The organism is Novipirellula artificiosorum, assembly GCF_007860135.1.
In the GTDB taxonomy this organism is placed as follows: domain Bacteria; phylum Planctomycetota; class Planctomycetia; order Pirellulales; family Pirellulaceae; genus Novipirellula_A; species Novipirellula_A artificiosorum.
The window spans coordinates 268,316-291,203 of sequence record NZ_SJPV01000006.1; the positions used below are offsets into that span (position 1 = coordinate 268,316).

Below are 22,888 nucleotides of genomic sequence, written 5' to 3' on the forward strand. Positions count from 1 at the left end.
GTGCCGGAACCTATTCCGCTTGCTCGGCCTTTGGGGCAACCGCAGCCGTAACCTCCGTGACGGGCGAGGGGGCGTTCCCATCCAGTTCCACGGTTAGCGTCGCACCCGATTTCACGACGAGGGGAATCGTGTATTCCATTTGCGAGGTCATGAATGCGGCTGCATCGGTTTTCTCATTCACTTCCACACACAAGATCCGCAGTTTGTAAACTCCAGCCGGGATACCGGTAAACTCGTAGCGCGTGCTGTTATCCGTTGATTGAGGGCGAAAGGTCCCGTCGATTCCGCTCAAGGTGAGTTCGTCAATCAAGTACAACGCTGGATCAAACTTACCATGAATCGTCCCCCCCGCGACCGTTTGGACGATCAAGTTGCGTCGTTCGTTCGGACTCAAATCTTCCAAGCTCGTTTGGCGGCCCCTTGCCACGTCTTGGCCCCAGTACGCCAACTCGATGTCCTTGCCCGGTTGGACCTGGTTGAAAACGAAGCGGCCATCGAGGTCGGTCTTTCCTAGCAGCAACTGCCGAACAAGGCCTCGTTTGTCGGGGCGTCCCGATTCAATCATTTGCCAATTGAAGGGAAATCGGTTTCGAGGGGACGGGCGCTGGTCAGCGACAATCAACCGCAACTCGATCCCCGCTAACCCCGTTCCCGCTTCATCCACCACCCTGCCTGCGATCGAGAACGTGTTGCGGTGGCCGATCGGGTCAGTCGTGGTTTCATTTGCCTGGGGCTCCGCTGCATGCGTCTCGCGGGACGAACTCAGGTTGGCGGCGAGTATCGCAGCGACCGTGATCATGCAGAGCAGTTTCGAAGTGCCTACGATTCGCCTGCGCTGCGTCTGGGGCCAAGAGGCATCGAGGATCTGCAACATGCGAATTCTGAGTCGCGGCATCCGAGCCCTCGCCATCACGTTGTTCTCAAATGAGCTCAGCGGCGGTTTCCCCTTGATCGACATCGGTCACCCTTATCGCTACGGCACGTAACGCTACGAACTGTAACACATGGGTCCGTGACGTCAAGATCGAGAACTCGATGGGCAGGGGGGGCTGATCCCGGTAGGGATAGCCGTGGGCTGAGCGCAAGCGATGCCCACGGACAACGGTCACGCCAAGCCGATCCTGGCGGGATCGCAGAGGGCAGACGGAGGTTCTGCGACCGCTCCGCGGTCGGTGTGTGTGGGGGGCGCCTCCGTGTCCGGGGGTGTTCGCTCCGCTCAAACCCCCGGCTACCCCCTGCGACCACTCGCGTGGTCGGCGTCTAGACGCCGGGCTATTCCGCTTCGGTTTCCGCAGCTGGTTCTGTAACTGCGGCCTTTTCAGCCGCTACTTCAGTCACCTTTTCTGTGGCTTTCGCCTCGGCTTCCTGCTTGGCTTGTTTGGCGGCTTCTTTCAAAGCCTGTTCGGCTTTCATCTTGGCCTGCTCGGCTTCCTGCTTGGCCTGCTCGGCTTCCTGCTTGGCCTCTCGTGCCTCCTTTGCCTTTCGTTCTTTTTCCTTTTGCTCGCGTGCGGCTTTCTTCTGGGCCGCCTTTTTCTGTTGCTCGATTTTCTCCTGCTCTTGCTTTTTCAGTGCATCCAGCTCTTCCTGGGTTGGGAAGATCGGGAATTCACCGCTCGACAAACCTCGGTCGACAATCCAGATGTTTCGAAAACGAACCGGATCGCCATGATCTTGAATCAGCGTTGGCAGCAGCGTGGGGGCTTCGTCTTTTCCGTGACCGGTTTGCGATGGCAGTTCGATGTTGTCTTGCACCTTCACCCCGTTCACCCAACTGGTGACATGCGCACCGCGAATCTTCGTGCCGTCGGCTGCCCAGCGGGGAGCGGTGAATTGGATGTCATAGGTTTGCCACGCGAGTGGTGGGAGCGCCATATTGAAGTCGGGCGTGCGGAAGCGATAGAGCGAGCCAAGGCCATTGAAGACCGGCAGCGTTGCGAACGAATCAAGGATCTGGCACTCGTAGCGGCTCTGCAGGTAAATGCCGCTATTGCCGCGTGACTGGCCATCGGCCTCGGGCATGTAGGGCAATCGAAACTCAAGGTGCAGGTTGAAGTCTTGGAGCATCGGTTTGATCGTGGCGCCTTGGGTGAGCAGCCCCGCTTCATTCATTTGAGCGGCGGTGAACTGATCCGTTGACGAGCCATCGAATAGGACCATCGCATCCTTGGGTGGCGGTGCTCCCATCGAGGGGCTCTGACGAACAACGCGTGCCAAAACGCCGATTCGGTTTCCTTTGCGATCGACCACGATACAGCCGTCTTTCTCAACCACAATCACATAGGGGCCACCCGACAGGATGACGAATTCGTCGCTGCGGCGACCGATCAATTGCAGCGGCTCCCCTGAGGCTTCACTCTTTGTGTTTTCCCCCGGCAGTCCTCCGTTGTAATGAATCGCTTCAAACGAGTCCTTGCCAAAAGGACGGATTTGAATTGCGATCCGTTGCGGTTCAGCATCCTCTAACTTGATCTCACCAGCGAACTCGCCCATCAAGGGAAAGCTAGGCTCGTTTTCCGGTGCTTCGGTGTAGACCGTTCCCTTGCCGGTGGGTTCTTGCGCTGAGCTTTCAGCGGTGAACACCGACGGCAAGACGAACGAGAGGGTGAAACAGGACGCGGTGACGAGAGAACGGCACAAGGATCGGTTCATGGTCGAGGCAGGGATTGGAGTTTGGGGGGATGGGTAGCGACACTGCAGGGGCAACGGCTTGGTCGTCGCCGTAGCGGCTGGGCAACGTGCGGGAAATAAGTGAGCGGAATGGCGTTAGCCAACGGTGAACGAGGACAGGGTTCTCTAGCACAAAACCGGCGGCTAGCGCCTTGCCGCTCACACGTGGAAATCCGACAGCGATTTCTCGCAGTATGCGAGAACAGCACGCCGGAGCGTGATCTTCCGCAAGGAACCAGATTAATTCGCATCGGGCGCCGATGCTACGGTAGTCGATGGAATTATGAGTTCAAAACACGACACAGGACGGTAAAATGTGATGGACGGTTATCCCCTGCGTCATTTCGGCGCGGTATCATGATCGCCACGTCTTCAACCCCCTCCTTTGCACTCTCCCACGAAATCATGACGAAACCCGCCTTGCTTGCCGTCTCATTCGGCTGTCTCGCTTCCCTGTTCGCACAAGCCGCCGATCCGCCCAATATTGTCTTTATCTTTACGGATGATCACTGCGAGCAGGCTCTCAGTGCCTATGATCCGGCTCGGGTCACGACGCCGAATTTGGACCGGATTGCGGCGGACGGGATGCGATTCGATCGCTGCTACGTGACCAACTCGATTTGCGGACCCTCGCGAGCGGTCATCCAAACTGGCAAGTACAGCCATTTGAACGGATTTCGCACCAATCGTGGTCGATTCAACGGGGATCAGCAAACGTTTCCCAAGTTGCTCAAAGCGAATGGGTACCAAACGGCCATCGTTGGAAAATGGCATCTTGGCAGCACCCCCCAAGGCTACGACTATTACGATGTCCTGAAAGGCCAAGGCCCCTACTACAATCCGCCGATGATCACGGCGGGGGACGATGGAAATCCGGTCACCCGTCGTCATACCGGCTACACGACCGAGATCATCACCGACAAATCGCTTGCGTGGCTCAAAGAAAAACGTGACCCGAACAAACCCTTCATGTTGATGTGCCAACACAAGGCGCCCCATCGAAATTGGATGCCAGCACCCAAGTACCTCAACTGGCTGGATGATGTGACGATTCCGGAACCCGAAACCCTCTGGGATGACTATTCCGGCCGTACCCAATCGGCGTCACGACAGGCGATGACCGTCAAGGAGCATCTGACATCGAATGACCTAAAGTTGACCGGTCATTCGTCGATGAATCCCGATCAGATCAAGGTTTGGGACGCGGCTTACCGTGCAAAGAACGAAGCGTACTTGAAGAACCGCGAGAACATGACCGAGAAGGAAATCATCCAGTGGAAGTACCAGCGCTATGTAAAAGACTACCTTCGCTGTGTCAAAAGCGTCGACGACAGTGTCGGTGCAGTGCTCGACTACTTGGAGGAAGCCGGATTGGCTGACAACACCGTCGTGATCTACAGCAGTGACCAAGGGTGGTACTTGGGCGAACATGGTTGGTTTGACAAGCGGTGGATGTACGAAGAATCGTTCAAAACTCCACTGCTGATGCGCTGGCCAGGCGTCGTGAAGCCAGGCACAACGAATAACGACATGGTCTCGAATCTCGATTTCGCAGAAACGTTTTTGAGTATCGCGGGCGTCGAGATTCCGGCCGACATGCAAGGCCGCAGTTTGGTCCCGATTGCCAAGGGTCAAACGCCGAGCGATTGGCGTCAATCGTTCTACTACCACTACTACGAGAACCCAGGTGCGCATAACGTTGCGAGACACTTTGGAGTCACGAACGGGCGACACAAGTTGATCCATTTCTATGCACTCGAGGGAGAATCACTGGACGATTGGGAACTGTTCGATTTGGACAAAGATCCCAACGAGCTCCACAGTGTTTATGGCGATCCTGCGTACGCGAGCATCCAATCGTCGCTGCTCGAGGAATTGCATCGACTTCAACAAGAGTATGCCGTTGGCGACGACCGCTAAGCCAAAGAGGCCGACGCGAATCTTGGCGATTCAGCACGATGCAGCCGACCCCCCCGGTGCGGTGTCCGAGGTCGCCCGGGAACTTGGCTGTCCGATGGAGGTGCTGCGGATGGACCGTGGTGACGCGATCCCTGCGCAAAGTGACGCCGATGTGTTGATGTCCTTCGGCGGAGGCATTAGCTTGACCGATCCCGATTTCGTCCGCCCCGAATGGGTCGAAACGGAGCAGTCGCTGATGCGATGGTTTGTCCAAAGCGGCCGAAAGGTGCTTGGAATTTGCCAAGGGGCTCAGGTATTGGCCCTTTCGCTCGGAGCCGAAGTGCGGCGCAATCGCGGCCCCGAAGTGGGCTGGCATCCGGTTCGCCGTGTCGGCCGGCAAACGGGGGCCGCCAGCGTGTTGCCGGATCAATTCACTGCCTTGCATTGGCACCGTGATACGTTCGATCTTCCCCACGGTGCCACCCGGTTGTTTGCATCGGACGCCACAGAAAACCAAGGTTTTGCGGTCGGCGACCGTGTCTTCGGTTTTCAATTTCATTTGGAGGCGACTCCGCGGACGATCGAGATTTTCCTGGCCGTCTCGCCACTTTGCCGATCGCCATCGCTGTTTGTGCAATCCGAGCAGCAAATCACCGAGGGCGCTGCGGTGCATTTGCCGACGCAGCGAGCTTGGTTGGTTCAGTTTCTTGCGCATTTTTTGTCGGATCAAGACAAACCGTCCGCTCCGAAGTAAACTTCGAGCGTGCCCAACCTCCACTTTCTCTCTCATGAGTTTTTATGTTTGTTCGTCGATTCTTCTGCCTGGCGCTGATCGTGATTGCGGTGCCTTCCTTTGCAGAGCACGTCGCGTGGCCTGAATTCCGCGGACCTACTGGGGATGGCAAAGTCGCCGAGGCTCACTTACCGATTGCGATTGACAAAACGGTTGTCCAGTGGCAGACGCCGATTCATGGAAAAGGATGGTCCTCGCCGGTGGTTTGGGAGGATCAAATTTGGCTCACGACGGCAACCGAAGACGGCAAGAGGATGTCCGTCGTTTGTGTGGACCGCCACAGCGGGAAGATCCTTCACGATCGCGTCTTGATCGAAAACGAAGATCCATCGTTTTGCCATCCGATGAATAGCTACGCGACGCCAACGCCCGCGATTGAAGCCGGTCGCGTTTATGTCCATTTTGGTCGTTATTTAACAGCCTGTCTGGACACAAAGGACGCCAGTTTGATTTGGCAGCGACGCGGTTTCCAATGTGATCATTATCGCGGGCCTGCTTCGTCACCGATTCTGCATGACGGTAAACTTTTCGTTGCCTACGATGGCGTCGATGTCCAGTACGTTGTCGCGTTTGACAAGCAAACGGGCCAAACCGTTTGGCAAACCCAACGTGACATTGACTATGGAACGGACGTGGGTGATCAGATGAAAGCGTATGGAACTGCCGAAGTGATTCAAGTCGAGGGTCGCGACATGCTGGTCTACCCGAGTGCGGTGGCAACGATTGCCTATGATCCGGCCAACGGGGATGCGATTTGGACGGTCTACCACGGTGGGATGAACGCTTCGGCGCGGCCCCTCTACGCGGGTGGGCTCGTTTTGATCACCAATGGATCGGGCGGAATGGTCGCCGTGAAACCCGATGGATTGGGTGACATCACGGGGTCGGGCGTTGTCTGGACGAGCAAGCAAAGCGTTCCCAAAAAGGCATCGCCGATTGTCTTGGAAGATCTTGTCTTCATGGTCAGCGACGAAGGGATCCTGACCTGTCGCGACTTAGCAACGGGTAAGGTGATTTGGAAAGAGCGACTCACAGGAACCTATGCGGCATCGCCTCTGTTTGCAGACGGTCGGATTTATTTCTTCGGCATCGAGGGTGATATTCTGACACTCGATCCGGGAGAAACGTACAAGCCACTTGCCCAAACCAAGCTTGGCGACGGTTTTATGGCATCGCCAGCGGTGGTGGAAGACCAGATGATTCTGCGCAGCAAATCCATGCTGTACTCGATCGAGTCCCCGAATCGCTAAATCAGCTTCTTCTTTGCGATCACAACATCCGAAGCGACGGAGCGATCTAGCTGAAAACCGCGGTGCACAAAGATGTCGATCATCCGTTTGTTCATCGGTGACATCTCGGCGATGACTTGGTGGATATTCCAACGATCGCATAGGTCGAGGCAGTAGTCGGTCAAGATCGCGCCCAAGCCTTGGCCTTGCCATAGGTCGCTAACTAAAACGGCATATTCAGCTTCACGATGATCGACATCGGCAATCAGTCGCCCCACGCCAACAAACGTCGGTTCGCCCTCCTTTTCAATTTCCGCCACAATCGCAATTTCGCGATCATAGTCGGTAAAGCAAAAACGCGTTGCCATCTCGTGTGTGGTTGCTTTGAACATGTATCGAAAACGCATTTGGATGGTTTCGGGCGAACAAGAGGCAACCAAATTGCACCAGAGTGGTTCGTCTTCGGGCTTGATGGGGCGCAATCGCATCCTCGTGCCATCCTCCAAAGTGATGTCCTTCATGAACTCCGAGGGGTAAGGTCGAATCGCAAGGTGTGAGTAAGCCGTGGCAGGCGTGACGGCCGGAGTCGTGTCCAGGAAAATTCGAGCATCAAGAGCGATGGCGTCGTCGGGGGTGACGAACAGGGGATTGATATCGATTTCTGCGATCTCGGGATGGTTTGCGACCAAGTAGCTGATTCGCATCAACATGTTGACCAACCGATCCAGGTCAACGGGAGGTTTGCCACGGAACTCTTGCAACATCGGCCAGGCACGCAAGCTTTGTAGCATTCGGCGGGCCAACGTCTCGCTAAGTGGAGGAAGTTCGAATGCGTTGTCTTGCAAGAGTTCTGCCATCGTCCCCCCTGCACCCACCATCAAGACGCTTCCAAAGACGGGATCCCGTTTCGCACCAACGATTAGTTCCCGTCCATAGGGTTTGGCGTACATCTTTTGGATCGTGACCCCGTTGATTCGAGCCTCGGGACACTTCCTTTTCGCTCGCGTGGTGATCGTGCCAAAGGCTTCGATCACCTCCTCTCGATTGGCTAGATTCAGCATGACACCGCCAACATCACTTTTGTGGGTGATCTCAGGAGAGTGGATCTTCATCACAACGGGATAGCCCACTTGTTCCGCCAGATCGACCGCGTCCTCTTTGGAGCCGGCAACAAAGGTCTTGGTCGTTGGGATCTGATAGGCTTCAAGCAATGATTTCGAAGCGACTTCCGATAGGGTGCGCTTGCCGTCACTTTGTTGGCCCTCGCTTTGTAGGTTCACAAAGTCCGATTGCACTCGATCGCGGTCGATGTCAAAGCGGATCGGGATCGAGCGGGGCGTTTCGTAAAGGTACTCGCGATTTCGCGCATATTGGACCAAATACATGAATGCCGAGACAGCCTTTTCAGGGGTGGCATAAGACGGGACACCGGCGAGATTCAAGCAATCAATGCCCGCGCGGACGCGAGCCCCCCCCATCCAAGCGGTCAACACGGGTTTGTGGGATCGCTTGGCCACTTGGATCACTTGTTTGGCGGATTCCGTCGGGTCGGTCATCGCTTGGGGCGACAGCACCACCAAGACGCCATCGACGTTCTTGTCAGCTAAGACCTGCTGCACTGCATCGCCAAATCGTTGCGGCGGAGCATCACCGAGAATATCAACGGGATTACCGTGCGACCACGCAGCGGGCAAACTTTGATTCAATTCCTGCATCGTCAATTCGGACAAGGTGGCGAGAGTGCCTTGACGTTGAAGCAGTGCGTCGGTTGCCATCACCCCGGGCCCACCTGCGTTGGTCACAATCGCCAATCGCGGTCCTTTGGGCTGTTTTTGTCTCGCCAGCAGTCCCGCGCAATCGAACAACGAGTCCATCTCTTGCACCCGAACAATTCCGGCACGTGAGAATGCGGCTTCGTAAACGCTATCGACACCCATCATGGCGCCCGTGTGCGACGATGCGGCGAGAGCGGATTCAGCAAACCTTCCTGCTTTGTACGCGATGATCGGTTTGCTACGCGTGAACGCTCGGGATGCCGACATGAACTGCCGAGCGTTGGTGATCGATTCCACGTAAAGGATGATGGAATCGGTCCAACGGTCCATCGAGAAATAGTCGATCAAGTCGGCAATCCCCACGTCGAGCATGTTACCGACCGAAACAAAATGCGAAAAACCGATTTGCTCTTCCAACGCCCAATCCAGCACCGCGGTGCACAAGGCACCCGACTGGGAAATGAACGCGACACGCCCTTTCAGCGGCGAATCACTCGCAAAGCTGGCGTTCAACCCCGAATGGGGTGACATGATGCCCAAGCAATTCGGACCGATGATTCGCATCCCTTCGTATCGCTTCTTAACACGAAGGATCTCTTGTTCCAATTCGATACCTCGCGAGCCCACTTCGCGGAAACCGGCCGACAGAATCACCAATCCTCGAATTCCCGCTTCCCCGCAACGGCCGACGACATCGGGGACCGAACCCGCAGCCGTGCAGATAACGGCTAAATCTGCGGGTGAGGGTAAGTCCGCAACCGACGCGTGACACGCAACCCCTTCGATTTGATCGAATCGCGGATTGATCGGGTAGATCTGCCCCGAGTAACCGCCCCCGAGCAAGTTCTTGATGACGGTATTGCCGACGCTCAATTTACGCTGACTTGCCCCAAGAATCGCCACACTCTTGGCGGAAAAAATCTTATCCAGATTGCGAATGGGCATTGTCTTTCTTTTCAATACATTCGAATACTCAGCAGTCCCTCAGCGTGTTGTTTTAGACCTGTGGATCGACGATTGCAAGTTCCCGCTTTTAAACGAGCGAATCCGCGATGGTCCGTGCGACGGCTACGGGATCGACCGGTTCGGTTAGTTGGATCGGTCGCAACTCTGTGAACGAGCGAAACCAGGTCTCCTGGCGTTTGGCGAGTTGCCGAGTGTGGGTGGCGATGTCCTCCCTCGCCTGTTTGAACTCCGTCTCTGGCACACCACTACGTTGATGTTCGCAGCATTCGATCAACTCACGATACCCGACCGCCTGCGCCGCGGTTTTCGAAAGGGCGCGGTTGCTCTGCAGCAATCCATTGACTTCGTCCACCAAACCCTCTTCAAACATCTGATCAACCCGCCGATTGATCCGCTGGTGCAACGTCTTGCGATCCCATCGCATCCAAAACACGTTGCAACTGGACGCGTCTGTTGATTGGTCAAATTGGACTTGGCGATGGCTCAGCGGCTTGCCCGTGTGGTGAGCGACTTCCAAAGCGCGGATCATCCGCCGCGCATCACGTGGTCCGATGCGATGGGCGGCAAGCGGGTCGACTTGCAGCAGGCGTTGGCGGAGCGCTTCGACGCCATGTTTTGCTAAGTCTTGTTCGACCGCACTACGAAACGTCTCATCGGCAGGCGGCCCCGGATCGAAACCTCGCAAGACGCCTTTCAAGAACATCGGCGTCCCGCCGACAAAAATCGCCGGTTTGCCCTGTTGTTGGAGCCGATCGACCACCGCGTGAGCCGCTTTTAAGTAACAAGCGACGCTAAAGGATTCGTTTGGGTCGACCAGATCGATCAAGTGGTGTGGGACTCGCGATCGATCGGCCGCCGACGGCTTCGCGGTTCCGATATCCATCTGTCGGTAGACCGCGATCGAATCGAGTGACAGGATCTCACCTCCGATTTGCGATGCCAACTCCATTCCAATCGAGCTCTTACCGGATGCCGTGGGCCCCGTGATTACAATGACGCGGTCCACCAAAGGCGCGAATGTGCGGATTGCGTCGTCCATCCGGTTCTTCATGACCTATCAATACAACAAGGGTGCCACATCATTTCGAGAAAACATTGTAAACCGACGCAAGGATTCTGGAATAGCGTGGTAAAATTGAGGATCGCGATGACTCCCTCCCTATCAAGTACCAGAGACGATGGGTTTAACCTATTTTAAACGACTTCGTATGGAACTCGATTTGACGGCGTCTCTGCCGAGCGACCGTTCGCTCCCAGCGGGTTACGAACTGGTTCCATTTCATGAAGACTTGGTGCGAGATCATGCAACGGCGAAGTATCGCAGCTTTCGTGAAGAACTTGATGCGAACGTGTTTCCCTGCTTGGCTCGTCGCGATGGTTGTCTTCGGCTGATGCGAGAGATCTCTGGACGGATCGGTTTTGTGCCCGAGGCGACGTGGTTGATTCGCTATCGCAGCGGCGGATCCAGCCGCAGCGAACCGATCGGCACGATTCAAGGAATTGTCTTTGATGATTGGGGGGCCATTCAGAATGTGGGCATCGCTCCGGGGCATCGCTGCAAAGGGCTCGGCGCGATTTTGCTGATGCGTGCTGCCAAAGGATTTCGATCAACCGGCTTAACGAGGATGCACTTGGAAGTCACGACCGACAACACCGCAGCCGTTCGTTTGTACGAGCGGTTGGGATTTCGGCAAGCTAAGGTGGTTTACAAAGCGGCAGACGTTGCTGGTGTCTAGCCCGGACGATTCGTTGGAGTGGTAGGCTTTAGCCGATTGCGTGCTGGATCCTTGCTGGATCGGCTAAAGCCTACAACTCCAACCTGCGCAGTCTGTTTTTTCTCCATCGGTGTAAGCTAATTGCATACAAAGTGTTACCGGGAATAGGTTTCGACGGATGCATAACACGGAGCGAGCGGATGGAGGGCGAGCGGTGCAAGGCGAGAGCGGTCGCTCGCGAACACGATTGTCTTGCGTCAACCGTTCTGCGTCAACGAGAAGTTCGCCTGCTCACCTCGGGAGGACCGAGCTATCGCTGACCACCTTCACTGGCGGTGAACTCCGCAAAGACTGGCAAATGGCTGGTGACGACTTCGGCCTCTGCCAAGCTCAAATTGTAGACCCGTAAGAAGTCGATGACACCGCCGCGTCCAACATACTCGCTGCACGTGGTCGTATCGATCACGATGTTGCTGGTTTGGTACCTGCCGAAGATATCGGTTGGGACGCTGCGGACGGCGGCTTGCACTTGGTCCCCTGCAATCGTGGGAACCAGGTAAGCATCGTCCGCTTGGAAAAGCCCAGCCAGAACCACATCGTCTTCACCACGCCCGTCGCTGCGGATGCCCTTTGCAATCGCGGGCAATAGAGCCACCTCGGTGGGAGCATTCCCCAAGTCGACGCGGATGTTCACGAGCGAGAAGGTCCATGCTTGGTCAGCTGGCAACTGCGCGGTTTGAAACCAAGCCACCAGCGGATCGAAACTCATTTCGTTCTGCGGATCCGCGACGGTGTAGACCTGAGATCGGTCAACACGGACTCGAGTGGTATCGAACAGGATCGCGAGTTGTTCCTGTCGTCCGGTGGGTCCACTGAGATCGCCGGCGACATAATCGTAGCGTCGCCCCGATTGATTGATTTCGTCAACCAAGCGTGGAATCAGGTCACGCTCGATTGCCGCAATTTGCTGCAATGCCACGATATCAAATTGATGCACCATGCGAACGATATTTGTTCGCGAGACGGGATTCGCCAGTTTTGTCGGTCCAAAACCGTCGAGCGCCCAAGACGCGATCCGCAAATTGGGCAGTCGTTTGCTTGGTCGGACGCTCGGTGAAACCCCTAAATTGGACGGGCTTGCCGTCGAAACGGTCGTCATCGACTGTTTGGCCAGGGTGAACGGATTGTCGTCCTCGGGACTTTGCGGTGAGGCGGAAAAGGAGCTGGGATCACTAAAAAAACCGGAACCATCGGAAAAATCAGCGAGTTCGATTGAGGAATCACCTAGGCTTTTGGGCGTGACCGTGACGCCATCGAGCCCGTGAATCTGGTAGTGCCGCGAAAAATACCAGCCTCCGCCCACTAGCAATAGCACGACCGCAGCGACCTGGATCGGATTGCCTCGGTTCGGATTGCCGTGATCGGATTCGGACATGGTATTGAACGAAACTGTCTAGGAACGTGTTTTAAGCAGGGGCGAGAGTGGGCCCGTTCTCTGGCATCGAACCGAACCGACTCGCGACATCAGCCGCAATGCCCAAATTCAATTGGCTCCCTGGCAGACGCTTCGCCTCAGCAGCGTAACGCGTCCATTTGGAACGCCCGGCACCAGCCGTAGGGGACTTGCAAGTCCTTTTTTACGCATAACCCTTCACCCTGCCAAAAAACCATTCGCTGTTTCGGCGGGGCACTGACAAAGTGCCGCGACGGGCGGTACGATTGGTAGGAGTTCCGTTTCCTCTTTCTAGCGAGCCGAAGACCATCGTGAGCGAGCCGATCAACGTCGATGTCCCTACTGTTGGTGAATCCATTAGCGAAGTCCAAATTGGTCAATGGCTAAAAGCCGAAGGCGATTGGGTCAATGAAGGCGAGGACCTCGTTGAGATCGAAACCGAGAAGGCATCGGTTCAGATCCCTGCCCCCGCCTCGGGGATCTTGGAACGAATCGACAAAGCCAGCGAAGCGTTCGCGACAATCGGTGAAACGATCGCGGTCATCCAAACTGGACAGAAACCGCCTGGGACTGCCAAGCAGAGCGATGCGTCGGATCCGTCGTTGCAGTCCCCGCAGGCCGGTTCAGGATCCGCAAATGCGTCATCCGATGCGTTGGTGATGCCAGCCGCCCAGCGGTTGCTGGACGAACAGGGTTTGACGGCAGGACAAGTTCCCGCGTCGGGTCCGGGTGGGAGATTGCTGAAAGAGGACGTTTTGGCATTTGTGCGTCAACGCAGCGACTCAACCGGTGTTTCCGCACCGAAAACCGCACCCCCATCCGCCAAACCCGTCGCAGTGGCGACAGCGGTTCCTGCGCGAGCGACGGCGACCACGTCGTTGGTTTCGGAGTCGAATCCGAATCGTAGCGAAGAAATCAAACCGCTGAGCATGTTGCGTCGCACGATCGCAGCGCGTCTGGTGGAAGCACAGCAAACCGCCGCTTTGTTGACCACGTTCAACGAAATTGACATGCAGCCCACGATGGCGATTCGCAACAAATACAAGGACGCGTTTGCCGAGCGACATGGTGTCAAATTAGGTTTTATGTCCTTTTTTGCCAAAGCGGCTGTCGACGCGCTACGACGTTTTCCCGCGGTGAACGCTGAGATTCGCGACGACAACGTTGTCTACCGACACTATCAAGATATCGGCATTGCGATCGGTGGTGGTAAGGGGTTGGTGGTTCCTGTTTTACGCAACGTCGAACGAATGTCGTTCGCAGGTATCGAAACCGCCATCAGTGACTTTGCGAAGCTGGCGGGGGAAAACCGCTTGCAACCCTCCGATTTGATGGGTGGGACCTTTACGATTAGTAATGGTGGTATCTATGGATCACTGCTGAGTACACCCATCGTCAACCCGCCCCAAAGCGGCATCCTCGGCTTGCACTCGATCCAAGATCGGCCGATCGCGGTCGATGGTGAGGTGGTCATTCGGCCGATGATGTACATCGCGCTGACTTACGATCACCGAATTGTCGACGGCCGCGAGGCGGTTGGCTTCTTGCGGGTCATCAAAGAGGTGATCGAAGATCCAGCACGGTTGTTCTTGGAACTTTAAGTAGTCCGCGAAGCTTCCGGGCGCACTGTGAATGCGACGGAAATTCTTGTCGGACGGGGAAGTCATGTGACTTCGACTACCGAGTGCGGTTCGGAGTGCTAGAATAGGACCCGTCATCAGCCGTTTGTGAGCTAACCGTGGTGCGCTGTCCGGGCGGATTCGCCGCGCTACGGGGCCCCTTTTGCAATTCCCTTGTTCCTTGAAGGTTGGATCCCATGAAAATGTCTGCTCGCGTATCACTCTCCTTGCTGCTTGGCGTTATGCTCACGTCACTCGGTTGTATCGAAGGCAAAACGACCTCCGAAACCGCAGAATCCACGACTGCCGGGGTGACCGCCGAAGACGCGACACCGCGAGAAACGATCGACAAGAAGACGCAAAAGGTGCTGAACTTGAAGGAAGCACTCGCCCACGGTGGGGTTTTGGCATCAACCAAGATCGAAGAAACCAACCCGCTGATGCAGAGTGCCGCGGCCTATCGGACCACGGTTGCAAAGGTCGGCGCGATGGCGGTCAAACACGCGATTGATATTCGAAATGCGCAGAGTATCAATGACCCGAAACCGCTGACGCATGACCAGTTCATGACGGAAATCGTCAAAAAGGGCCAGCCGGACGGGATCCAATTTGCCATGCTCCCGTACTACCAAGAATATGCTTGGGACGAAGACGGCCAACAGTTGGTTGTTGTCGATTTCCCCGCTCGCAAAGAAGAACGCGAAAAACAACGGTAACGTCCATGTCCAGGATTGCAGGTGTCTTACGGTTCAGCCTACTGTTTTTTGCTCTTTCGCCCATCGTGTTTGCGGAGCGACCGATAACGGTTGCCCCCGAATTGTTGTGGAAGATCCAGCAGCGGGCGGATCTCGAGTACCTTGCCGGTGAGGAACTTCGCGGTCGTGGAGTCGATGACGATTCCATCGACGTGGCGGCGAAATACATCGCCAATCGGTTTCGCGAAGCCGGTCTGAAAACCGATCTGTTTCAGGACCAGCCATTTCAGAAGCTTGAAATTCCGGTCGGAGCGAGAGCAGGCGAATTCGCAAACAACCAGGTGCGTCTACAGATCACCCCGGCGTCGCAGGAACCGCAAGGATCGAACGAGCAGAGACAACCAGTGCTTGACGTCGTCGAAACCCTCGGGGAGGGGATGAACCCCTTGGCGATCGGCTCGGTGGCGGGCGACTATCGAGGCGAAGTGGTGTTTGTCGGATATGGCATCACAGCGCCCAAACTCGGGTACGACGATTACGCGAACGTCGATGCAGAAGGCAAAGCGGTGATCCTGCTGAGGAAGGAACCCGGCATGATGGATCCCGACAGCCCGTTTGATGGCACCAAGACGACCCAGCATGCTTTCTATCAAACCAAAGTCGAAAATGCGATCAAGCATGGGGCCGCTGCGGTTTTGTTTGTCAACGATCCAGGCAGCATTGCAGCAAGCATCGTGATGGCGGAAGATCAGATACGACGGGAAACCGTTCGTCGCGACGCCATGCGAAAACAACTCGAGGAGCTCCCTGGTGAGGCGATCCATCTTCGCGAAACGCTTCGCAAGCGGATCGAGAGCATCGGCCCGATCATGGAGGGTCTAAGTCAGGAATTGGAGCAATGCCGGCGAGGTGTTTTAGCCACGACCGAGGCAGGTGGGTTTCCCGTCAAAATCAGCCGCAGCGGTATCAAGAACGACAAGAATAAACTGGCGATTCCGGTGCTCTCGATTGCCCGTGACACCATCGACTTGTTGTTGAGCCGGTCGCTTCAGCGTTCCCTTGTGGAAATCGAAAACACCATCGACCAGTCCTATCAGCCTCGGAGCACCCTATTGAGCGGTGTGGTCGTCGATCTTCGTGTGGAACTGAAACCGGCCAATGCGAGTACCTCGAACGTTGTCGGCGAGATCCCTGGTCGTGGTGATTTGGCGAGCGAATCGATCGTGCTCGGGGCTCATTACGATCACGTTGGCATGGGAGGCTATGGTTCCTTGGCCCCTGGAACGGTGGCCATCCACAACGGTGCTGACGACAATGCCAGTGGCACGGTGACGGTGATGGCCGCGGCTGGCTTGCTATCAAAACGGCTGCAAGGGATCGAATCGCACCGGCGTGTTGTGATGATTGCATTCACTGGCGAAGAGCGAGGTCTACTCGGCAGCCGTCACTACGTGGATCATCCCCGCTTTCCGCTCGATTCGACCGTGACGATGATCAATTTGGACATGGTGGGGCGGTTGCGCGACAACGAGCTGACGATTTATGGGACCGGCAGTGGCGAGGGGCTGGATCGCTTGGTGGAGAATGTGAATCGCCAGTACCAATTCGATATCAATCCAGTGCAAACGGGATACGGTCCGAGTGACCACCAGTCGTTTTATCAGGCTGGGATTCCGGTTCTGTTTTTTTTTACGGGATTACATAACGACTATCATCGACCAAGCGACGATTTTGACAAAATCGATTACGGCGGTCTAACCCGGATAACCGATATGGTTTGTGATGTCACGTTTCAGTTGGCGACGCGTGCGGATCGACCGACGTACGCCGAAACGGACAAACGGGTACGGATTCGGCGGCAACGCATGGCTTTTCTTGGCGTTTCGCTTGAGGACAAACCAGATGGCGTCGTGGTCTCCTCCTTGACTCCCGACGGCCCCGCGGAGCGGGCCGGAATGAATTCGGGTGATGCGCTGGACCGGCTCGGAAACAAGGTGGTGCAGACGAAAGCGGAAGTGATTGAGGCGTTGCGAACCTACTCACCGGGTGATTCGGTAACGCTGCATGTGACCCGTGAAAGTCAGAAACTTGCAATCAACCTACGATTGGAATCTCGGCCCACTCCCTAGCAGGGATAGAGAACAAGTGCTTTGCCCCATCAAACTTCTGTATTTTTTCTTGCTGGCCCCAAAGAACTTGGCAAATCAGTCTTTACGCCTGAAGGAACTGGTGACACAATCCCGGTCGATACAGTTCCCCCAGGGACTCCTGGAGGAAATCGACGCAAGTGTCTCGGTGATCGCGATGGAAGCGACCCACAACGAGTAGTTTGCACGAGCGTCGAGAGAAACACAGCGCACCTACAACGCAAGGAGAGCGGACGTGCGATTTATCTGCAAAGCGGCCATTTTCGTGGCCATCGTTAGCATGACAACCGTAGGGTCCAACGAGGCTTCGGCTCAGGGAGCTTCGGCTCAAGGAGTTTCAGCGTCCAGCGGGCACCGTGTTGCGGTCGTTGATGTCGCCTTCATCTTTAAGAACCATGCTGCCATCAAGGCTCAGGTGGAAGCGGTTGAACGTGACCTAAAAAACTACGACGCGCAATTGCAAGTCAAGCGTGAAGAGTTGAAACAGGCTGCGGAAAAGCTGAAGTCGTACAAGGTGGGATCACCGGAGTACACGGCGCTCGAAGAGCAAGTTGCGACGATGGAATCGAAGCTGCGCCTCAACATGGCTCATAAGCGAAAAGAGCTAGCGGATGCGGAAGCCCGAATCTACTACGAGAATTACCAGCGAATCTCGGCGGCTGTCAAACGATTGGCGGAGTACCACAAGATCAATTTGGTTCTTCGCTACAACAGCGAAGAGATGGACCTGGAAAAAGGCGAATCGGTCATCCGTGGCGTCATGAAGAACATTGTCTTTCACGATGCAGGGATCGACATGACCGTTGGCGTGATGAAGCTCTTGGATCAACAAGCGGCTGAAGAGAACATCGCAACGGGCGGTCCAACCACGGCCCCCGCAACGCAAAGCCGATAATCGTTCGGGCCGCAGCGCCCGACCATGGTTATCAAGATTCAATCGTCATCACGCAACGTCGTGTTGACATGGCTACCCACGGGTCGGTGCTTCACGCCATTGTGTTTCACCGATCGGTGCATCCATTAAACAAGACTGTCACAAGGAAGTGACGGTATATTCGGAAGGGAGACCGAGCGTGACCCCTTCACGCAACGAACACACTATCGCCGTCTCGTGTGAGGTCCGCGGCCGAGGCTATTGGAGCGGACAGGACGTCCGCGTCGTCATGAATCCAGCTCCGGCGGGCACCGGAATCTGCTTGATCCGTTCCGACTTACCGTCGGCACCCTGTTGTCCGGCAACGGTTGAGCATCGTCATGATGCCAACCTGCGAACCATTCTGCAGTTGGGCGACGCTCGGTTTGAAATGATCGAGCATCTGATGGCTGCCTTGGTTGGACTGGAAATCGACAACTGTTTTGTCGAAATCGATGCCGAGGAGTTGCCGGGGCTTGATGGCAGCAGTGCCGCCTTTGTCGAGTCTTTGCGGCACGCGGGGCTGATCATCCAATCGCACCCGAAACGACGGCTGGTTGTTCGCCAACGCGTCTACGTGTCATGCGATTCCAGCTGGATCGAAGTCACGCCGAGCGCCGATGCGTCGGTCTCGTATGAGTACCGACTTAGCTTTGACGATTCGACACCGATCAAGCCGCAAAGCCACTCGTTAAAGATGAGTCCACACCGATTCATTCGCGAAGTCGCTTCGGCAAGAACGTTTATCACCGAAGAGCAGGCCCAAATCCTGCGAAGCCAAGGCATTGCATCGCATGTCACGAATCAAGACTTGCTGATCCTCAATGAAAACGGGCCGGTCGACAATCGGCTTCGATACTCCAATGAATGCGCCCGACACAAGTTGCTCGACATGATCGGCGACTTCGCATTGGCGGGCGTTGAATTCGTAGGAAATATTGTTTCTTACCGTGGCGGACACAATCTCAACGGCCGAATGGCTCAGCAACTCGCGGAGCTGGCGGCACAACAAATTCCACTTACCACTTCGGCGGATCAGACTCGCAAAGCTGCGTAGCAAACGTAGTATTCCGCGAGCAATCGAACTGCCAAACAAACCGAAAGACCTTGGAGCCGAATGAATGGGTACGATGATTGCGCAAACTGCGGTGGTCGATCCTCGGGCAAAGATTGGAACAAACGTTCGCATCGGGCATTTCTGTGTGATTGGTCCAGATGTCAAAGTCGGCGACGATTGTTTGATCGAAGATCATGTGGTGTTGACGGGGGATTCTACCCTGGGAGAAGAAAATCATGTCTTCCCGGGAACCGTGATTGGGGCCGACCCACAAGACACGAGCTACAAGGGCACGCCGACTCGAGTCGTGATTGGCGATGGGAATGTGTTCCGCGAGTATTGCACGGTGAATCGCGCCACGGAAAAAGAAGAAGGTGTCACACGCATCGGTAACAACAACTACTTCATGGCATCGGCACATGTTGCACATGACTGTCTGCTGGGTGACCGCAATATCTTGGCCAACAACGTGATGCTGGGTGGCCACGCTCATCTCGGCAACGACATCACGATCGCTGGCGCCGCGGGCATCTCACATTTTGCTTCGGTGGGCTCACTCAGTTTTGTCAGTGCGATGAGCCGCGTGTTGCACGATGTGCCTCCCTACATGATTGTCGATGGCCAACCCGCGAAACCTCGCGCGGTCAACTCGATCGGCCTAAAACGTCACGGTTTTTCCAAAGAAGACACCGCAGCGTTGACCAAGGCGTTTCGATTGTTGTATCGATCGTACGTCGGCTTCGAATCTGCCAAAGAACAACTGTTAACGACAGGCCCCATTCGTCCTGTCCTACGCGAACTATTTGATTTTTTAGAATACTCTGTTGGCGGCCAAAAGGGCCGTGGACGCGATCGAAGGAGAAAAGCAGCGTGACCAATCTACAAATCGCCGTTATCGGCGCCGGCCATCTTGGACGAATCCATACGAAACTGTTGCAGCAAGTCGACGGCGTCGACGTGGTCGCGGTCAGCGATCCCAATGAACAGGCTCGCGAAACGATCGAGAAACAATTCGGTGTTCCAACCTACGCTGACTATCGCGACTGCATCCCCAAAATCGATGCCGCAGTCGTCGCCGCCCCGACGGATCTGCACGCTGAAATTGCAACCGACCTGCTCAAAGCGGGCAAGCATGTGCTCGCCGAGAAACCACTCGCGGCCAATGGTCCGGATGCTCAACGTCTCGCATCACTTGCGCGAGCAAAACGCTTGACGCTTCAAGTCGGCCACGTGGAACGGTTCAATCCTGCTTTCACGGCGCTCGAAGATTTAGCCGTCGACGTCAAGTATGTCGAAGCGGTCCGCGCCTCGCGATTCCCAGGCCGATGTCTCGACGTCGGTGTGGTCATGGATCTGATGATTCATGATTTGGACTTGGTGTTGTCGTTCACCGATGCCGCTGTTCGCTCGGTTCATGCCAGCGGAGTGTCGGTGATCAGTGGGCATGAAGACATGGCGGAAACAAGAATCGAATTCGAGTGTGGACTCGTTGCCAATCTGAAGGCATCGCGGTTGAGCCCCACGCCCGCTCGAGCGATGCAGGTTTTCGGACCTAACGGATTCGCTGATATCGATTTCGGAACCCCTTCCTTGTCCTCGGTCTATCCCAGTGATGAAGTGGTCGACCGAAACTTTGATCTTGATAGCGACGTGGTGAATCCGCTCGGATGTGCCGACCAGATTTTCTCGGGCCCGCTCGTATGCAACACGCAAGAGCTGACGCCAAGAAACGCGATCCTCGACGAATTGCATGATTTTGTGATTAGCGTGCAGACCGGTGTTTCGCCAACCGTCAGCGGCGACGCGGCTGCCCGAGCGGTTTCCGTCGCCGATCAGGTCCTTGAATCGATTTCAGAGCGGAATTGGTACGAAGGGTCCACGGTCAATGAAGTTGGACCGCATGCTTTGGTTCGCAAGCGGATCGAATCGGCCAGCCGCCGAGTTCACCAACAACGCCGTGCGGCTTAGCACAACCGGCCCCTATTCATCGAGTGGCTTGTTCTCAAGGTTCGAGTGCAAGCAACTCCAAACATATCTCGGCAGCCCTGTTGGACTGCCGCGTGGGCGATTTGGCCGATGATCACGTGATGGGCCCCATGGTCGCCATCGGCAAAGGTACCAAAGACGCTTGACCCAAGCCCAGACAACTCACGCTCGACGAAGTCGTCATTGAGAACGGATTTGGAGAATCGCGGAGATCGGTTGGCGACACGGGCTTTCGTCACGGAAGTTTTGAGGTCGTCCAGAGGTCGTTTGCTATTACCTTTCACCACGCGATGAAAAAGCTGCATCGTGTTCCTCGTTTGTGATGAAGCCATCCTTGTTGCGATCAAGTCGCTGCCAGAGGGCTGGTCCTCCACGAAACTCCTCCTCGCTGATTCGTCCGTCCCGATCACGATCCTGATTCGTGACGACCTTCTGCCAGGACATTCTCGGACCACGCTGCTCAGCCGCAGCCGTCCGCTGGGGGGTAACGACCGCGTTTGCCGTGCTCTCCGAAGTCTGCGCCGTTGTTTTCTGCGATTCCAATTTCGTTTGCTTCAGTGTCTGCTCAAAAAAGTTGCGGACCCGATCAGCGACCCCCTGTTCATTGAAAGCCGCCCCGCCGTGCCCAGCACCGTGAATGGTGTGAAAATGGACGGAAACCCCTGCTTTCTTGAGCGCGTTGAAGAGAAGCTCACTTTGGTTGAGCGGTACGGTTCCGTCTTGATCGCCATGTACGATCAAGAAGGGCGGATCGTCTTGACTTACGTAAGTGATGGGATTCACTCGTCGGACCTGCTCGGGATTCTCCAACACGGCACCACCGATCAGCTTGGCTTCCGGTGAATCAGCTTGAGCATGACGTTCGTAGCGCGGTGTGGTGACGAAGACGTTGAAGTCGGTGGGCCCGTAGTAATCGCAAACAGCCTGAACACCACTCGACTGATCTCGATTTTCTCCCACGTCAAATTCTTCGATGTCACCGCTCGAGCCGACGAGTGCGGCTAGGTGCCCACCAGCGGAACTGCCCCAAACACCAAATCGATTTCGATCGAGGTTGTACTCATCGGCATGGGCTCGGAGCCAACGAATGGCAGCCTTGCAGTCCTCGATCTGCGCGGGAAAGTTGGCTTGATCGCTGAGCCGATAGCCGATACTTGCAACCGCATAGCCTTGTGTCACGTACCCTGCGCGAAGCGGCGGGCAACCCGCTTTGCTCCCCCCTTGCCAGCCACCGCCATGAATCCAAACGATGACGGGTAGGGCTTCCGAAGCCTTAGGCAAGTAAAGGTCAAGCCGCTGGCGATCATCACCATTCTCGACATAAGCCAAATCACGATGGGCCACCGCCCCAGCGAGCATGCCTGAATCGGCTTGCAGAGGCTGGGGTGGGCGGGGTTGGGTCTGCGCGAAGGACGGCAAGACCGTGATTGTGGTGACAGCGACGAACCACGCGAAGTGGGACGGTGTGCGAGAAAACCGATTCATGAATGCCTCATCCGTTTCGGAAGATTACGAGTCCCCCAATGTAACCCAAGAACTCCTTGGTGGTTCGGGTTGAGACGAGTCTGCGTGAAATCGATCGAACGAATCCATTTCAGCTGGTCGATTCATTCGCTAACACTGTGCCGTGAAACCATGTCGTGAAACCGATTCGAGCGGTGACGTCTTGGTTTCGACTCAAGGAGTGCGCCATAAGTCCTTTTTAGGTAAGTGTTTACGGATCTTCTCGGGTGAACATTCGCGGAAGGTGTGGAGGCTGTGCGCAGCGTCAACGGCCAGCGGTTCACTTTTGGTCGAGAGTCGGTCGCTGTAAATGAAATTTCTCCAACAGCAAATGAATCCACAGACTCGTGCCGAAAATGCTTTTGGGAAGCAGCTTTGGCGGCAACGGGGCTGTCACCGTTCGAGGCTGGGCATGGCACTGACACGTTCGGCGATAACGTCCACGGCGAACCACTCGACGGTAAAGGATCG

At 55.8% G+C, this 22,888-nt stretch carries 18 protein-coding genes; 11 read left to right on the forward strand and 7 right to left on the reverse strand.

Annotated elements, in window-relative coordinates; genetic code table 11:
• Nucleotides 1–10: 10 nt before the first annotated feature.
• Nucleotides 11–874, reverse strand: a complete 864-nt coding sequence (locus tag Poly41_RS17920) for a hypothetical protein (RefSeq protein ID WP_197231412.1) — start codon at nucleotides 872–874, stop codon at nucleotides 11–13.
• Nucleotides 875–1,272: 398 nt separating this feature from the next.
• Complete coding sequence (locus Poly41_RS17925) at nucleotides 1,273–2,649, reverse strand: 3-keto-disaccharide hydrolase (RefSeq protein WP_146528087.1); 1,377 nt, start codon at nucleotides 2,647–2,649, stop codon at nucleotides 1,273–1,275.
• Nucleotides 2,650–3,072: 423 nt separating this feature from the next.
• On the opposite strand from Poly41_RS17925, the gene Poly41_RS17930 reads away from it, so the two are divergent.
• The 3 genes from Poly41_RS17930 to Poly41_RS17940 are packed head-to-tail and all read left to right on the forward strand — an operon-like array spanning nucleotide 3,073 to nucleotide 6,609.
• Nucleotides 3,073–4,587 (forward strand): sulfatase family protein, encoded by a 1,515-nt coding sequence (locus tag Poly41_RS17930; RefSeq protein ID WP_146528088.1) that lies wholly within the window; start codon nucleotides 3,073–3,075, stop codon nucleotides 4,585–4,587.
• Nucleotides 4,571–5,320 carry a type 1 glutamine amidotransferase gene (locus Poly41_RS17935; RefSeq protein ID WP_197231413.1) on the forward strand — a complete coding sequence of 250 codons (750 nt, stop codon included), beginning with the start codon at nucleotides 4,571–4,573 and terminating at the stop codon, nucleotides 5,318–5,320. The genes Poly41_RS17930 and Poly41_RS17935 overlap by 17 nt, the downstream gene beginning before the upstream one ends.
• Before the next feature lie 44 nt (nucleotides 5,321–5,364).
• The gene (locus Poly41_RS17940; protein WP_146528090.1) at nucleotides 5,365–6,609 is read left to right on the forward strand and encodes a PQQ-like beta-propeller repeat protein; all 1,245 of its coding nucleotides are present in this window, start codon (nucleotides 5,365–5,367) and stop codon (nucleotides 6,607–6,609) included.
• Here Poly41_RS17940 and Poly41_RS17945 read toward each other — a convergent pair.
• Both Poly41_RS17945 and miaA read right to left on the reverse strand, forming a co-directional pair.
• Nucleotides 6,606–9,308, reverse strand: a complete 2,703-nt coding sequence (locus Poly41_RS17945; RefSeq protein ID WP_146528091.1) for a bifunctional acetate--CoA ligase family protein/GNAT family N-acetyltransferase — start codon at nucleotides 9,306–9,308, stop codon at nucleotides 6,606–6,608. The genes Poly41_RS17940 and Poly41_RS17945 overlap by 4 nt on opposite strands.
• Nucleotides 9,309–9,396: 88 nt before the next feature.
• Complete coding sequence (gene miaA, locus Poly41_RS17950; RefSeq protein WP_146528092.1) at nucleotides 9,397–10,368, reverse strand: tRNA (adenosine(37)-N6)-dimethylallyltransferase MiaA; 972 nt, start codon at nucleotides 10,366–10,368, stop codon at nucleotides 9,397–9,399.
• A gap of 139 nt (nucleotides 10,369–10,507) precedes the next feature.
• Here miaA and Poly41_RS17955 point away from each other — a divergent pair, with 139 nt between their 5' ends.
• On the forward strand, nucleotides 10,508–11,065 hold the full coding sequence (locus Poly41_RS17955; RefSeq protein WP_146528093.1) for a GNAT family N-acetyltransferase: 558 nt from the start codon (nucleotides 10,508–10,510) through the stop codon (nucleotides 11,063–11,065).
• Between the two features lie 289 nt (nucleotides 11,066–11,354).
• On the opposite strand, the gene Poly41_RS17960 is transcribed toward Poly41_RS17955, so the two are convergent.
• Nucleotides 11,355–12,479 (reverse strand): exonuclease/endonuclease/phosphatase family protein, encoded by a 1,125-nt coding sequence (locus tag Poly41_RS17960; RefSeq protein WP_146528094.1) that lies wholly within the window; start codon nucleotides 12,477–12,479, stop codon nucleotides 11,355–11,357.
• 329 nt (nucleotides 12,480–12,808) lie between these two features.
• Here Poly41_RS17960 and odhB point away from each other — a divergent pair, with 329 nt between their 5' ends.
• The 7 genes from odhB to Poly41_RS17995 all read left to right on the forward strand — a co-directional run bounded on the left by odhB (nucleotide 12,809) and on the right by Poly41_RS17995 (nucleotide 20,896).
• The gene (gene odhB / locus Poly41_RS17965) at nucleotides 12,809–14,098 is read left to right on the forward strand and encodes a 2-oxoglutarate dehydrogenase complex dihydrolipoyllysine-residue succinyltransferase (protein WP_146528095.1); all 1,290 of its coding nucleotides are present in this window, start codon (nucleotides 12,809–12,811) and stop codon (nucleotides 14,096–14,098) included.
• Nucleotides 14,099–14,313: 215 nt separating this feature from the next.
• Complete coding sequence (locus Poly41_RS17970) at nucleotides 14,314–14,832, forward strand: hypothetical protein (RefSeq protein ID WP_146528096.1); 519 nt, start codon at nucleotides 14,314–14,316, stop codon at nucleotides 14,830–14,832.
• A gap of 5 nt (nucleotides 14,833–14,837) precedes the next feature.
• Nucleotides 14,838–16,940 (forward strand): M28 family peptidase, encoded by a 2,103-nt coding sequence (locus tag Poly41_RS17975; protein WP_146528097.1) that lies wholly within the window; start codon nucleotides 14,838–14,840, stop codon nucleotides 16,938–16,940.
• A gap of 253 nt (nucleotides 16,941–17,193) precedes the next feature.
• On the forward strand, nucleotides 17,194–17,853 hold the full coding sequence (locus Poly41_RS17980) for an OmpH family outer membrane protein (RefSeq protein ID WP_231615751.1): 660 nt from the start codon (nucleotides 17,194–17,196) through the stop codon (nucleotides 17,851–17,853).
• A gap of 178 nt (nucleotides 17,854–18,031) precedes the next feature.
• Complete coding sequence (gene lpxC, locus Poly41_RS17985) at nucleotides 18,032–18,928, forward strand: UDP-3-O-acyl-N-acetylglucosamine deacetylase (protein WP_146528098.1); 897 nt, start codon at nucleotides 18,032–18,034, stop codon at nucleotides 18,926–18,928.
• 73 nt (nucleotides 18,929–19,001) lie between these two features.
• Complete coding sequence (gene lpxA, locus Poly41_RS17990; RefSeq protein WP_231615752.1) at nucleotides 19,002–19,802, forward strand: acyl-ACP--UDP-N-acetylglucosamine O-acyltransferase; 801 nt, start codon at nucleotides 19,002–19,004, stop codon at nucleotides 19,800–19,802.
• Complete coding sequence (locus Poly41_RS17995) at nucleotides 19,799–20,896, forward strand: Gfo/Idh/MocA family oxidoreductase (RefSeq protein WP_146528100.1); 1,098 nt, start codon at nucleotides 19,799–19,801, stop codon at nucleotides 20,894–20,896. The genes lpxA and Poly41_RS17995 overlap by 4 nt, the downstream gene beginning before the upstream one ends.
• Nucleotides 20,897–21,187: 291 nt before the next feature.
• Here the strand turns inward: Poly41_RS17995 and Poly41_RS18000 are convergent, their stop codons facing one another.
• Nucleotides 21,188–22,399, reverse strand: coding sequence for an alpha/beta hydrolase fold domain-containing protein (locus tag Poly41_RS18000; protein ID WP_146528101.1), 1,212 nt, complete (start codon nucleotides 22,397–22,399; stop codon nucleotides 21,188–21,190).
• A 298-nt stretch (nucleotides 22,400–22,697) separates the two neighbouring features.
• The coding region (locus Poly41_RS34960; protein WP_231615753.1) for a hypothetical protein at nucleotides 22,698–22,888 on the reverse strand (191 nt) is incomplete at its 5' end.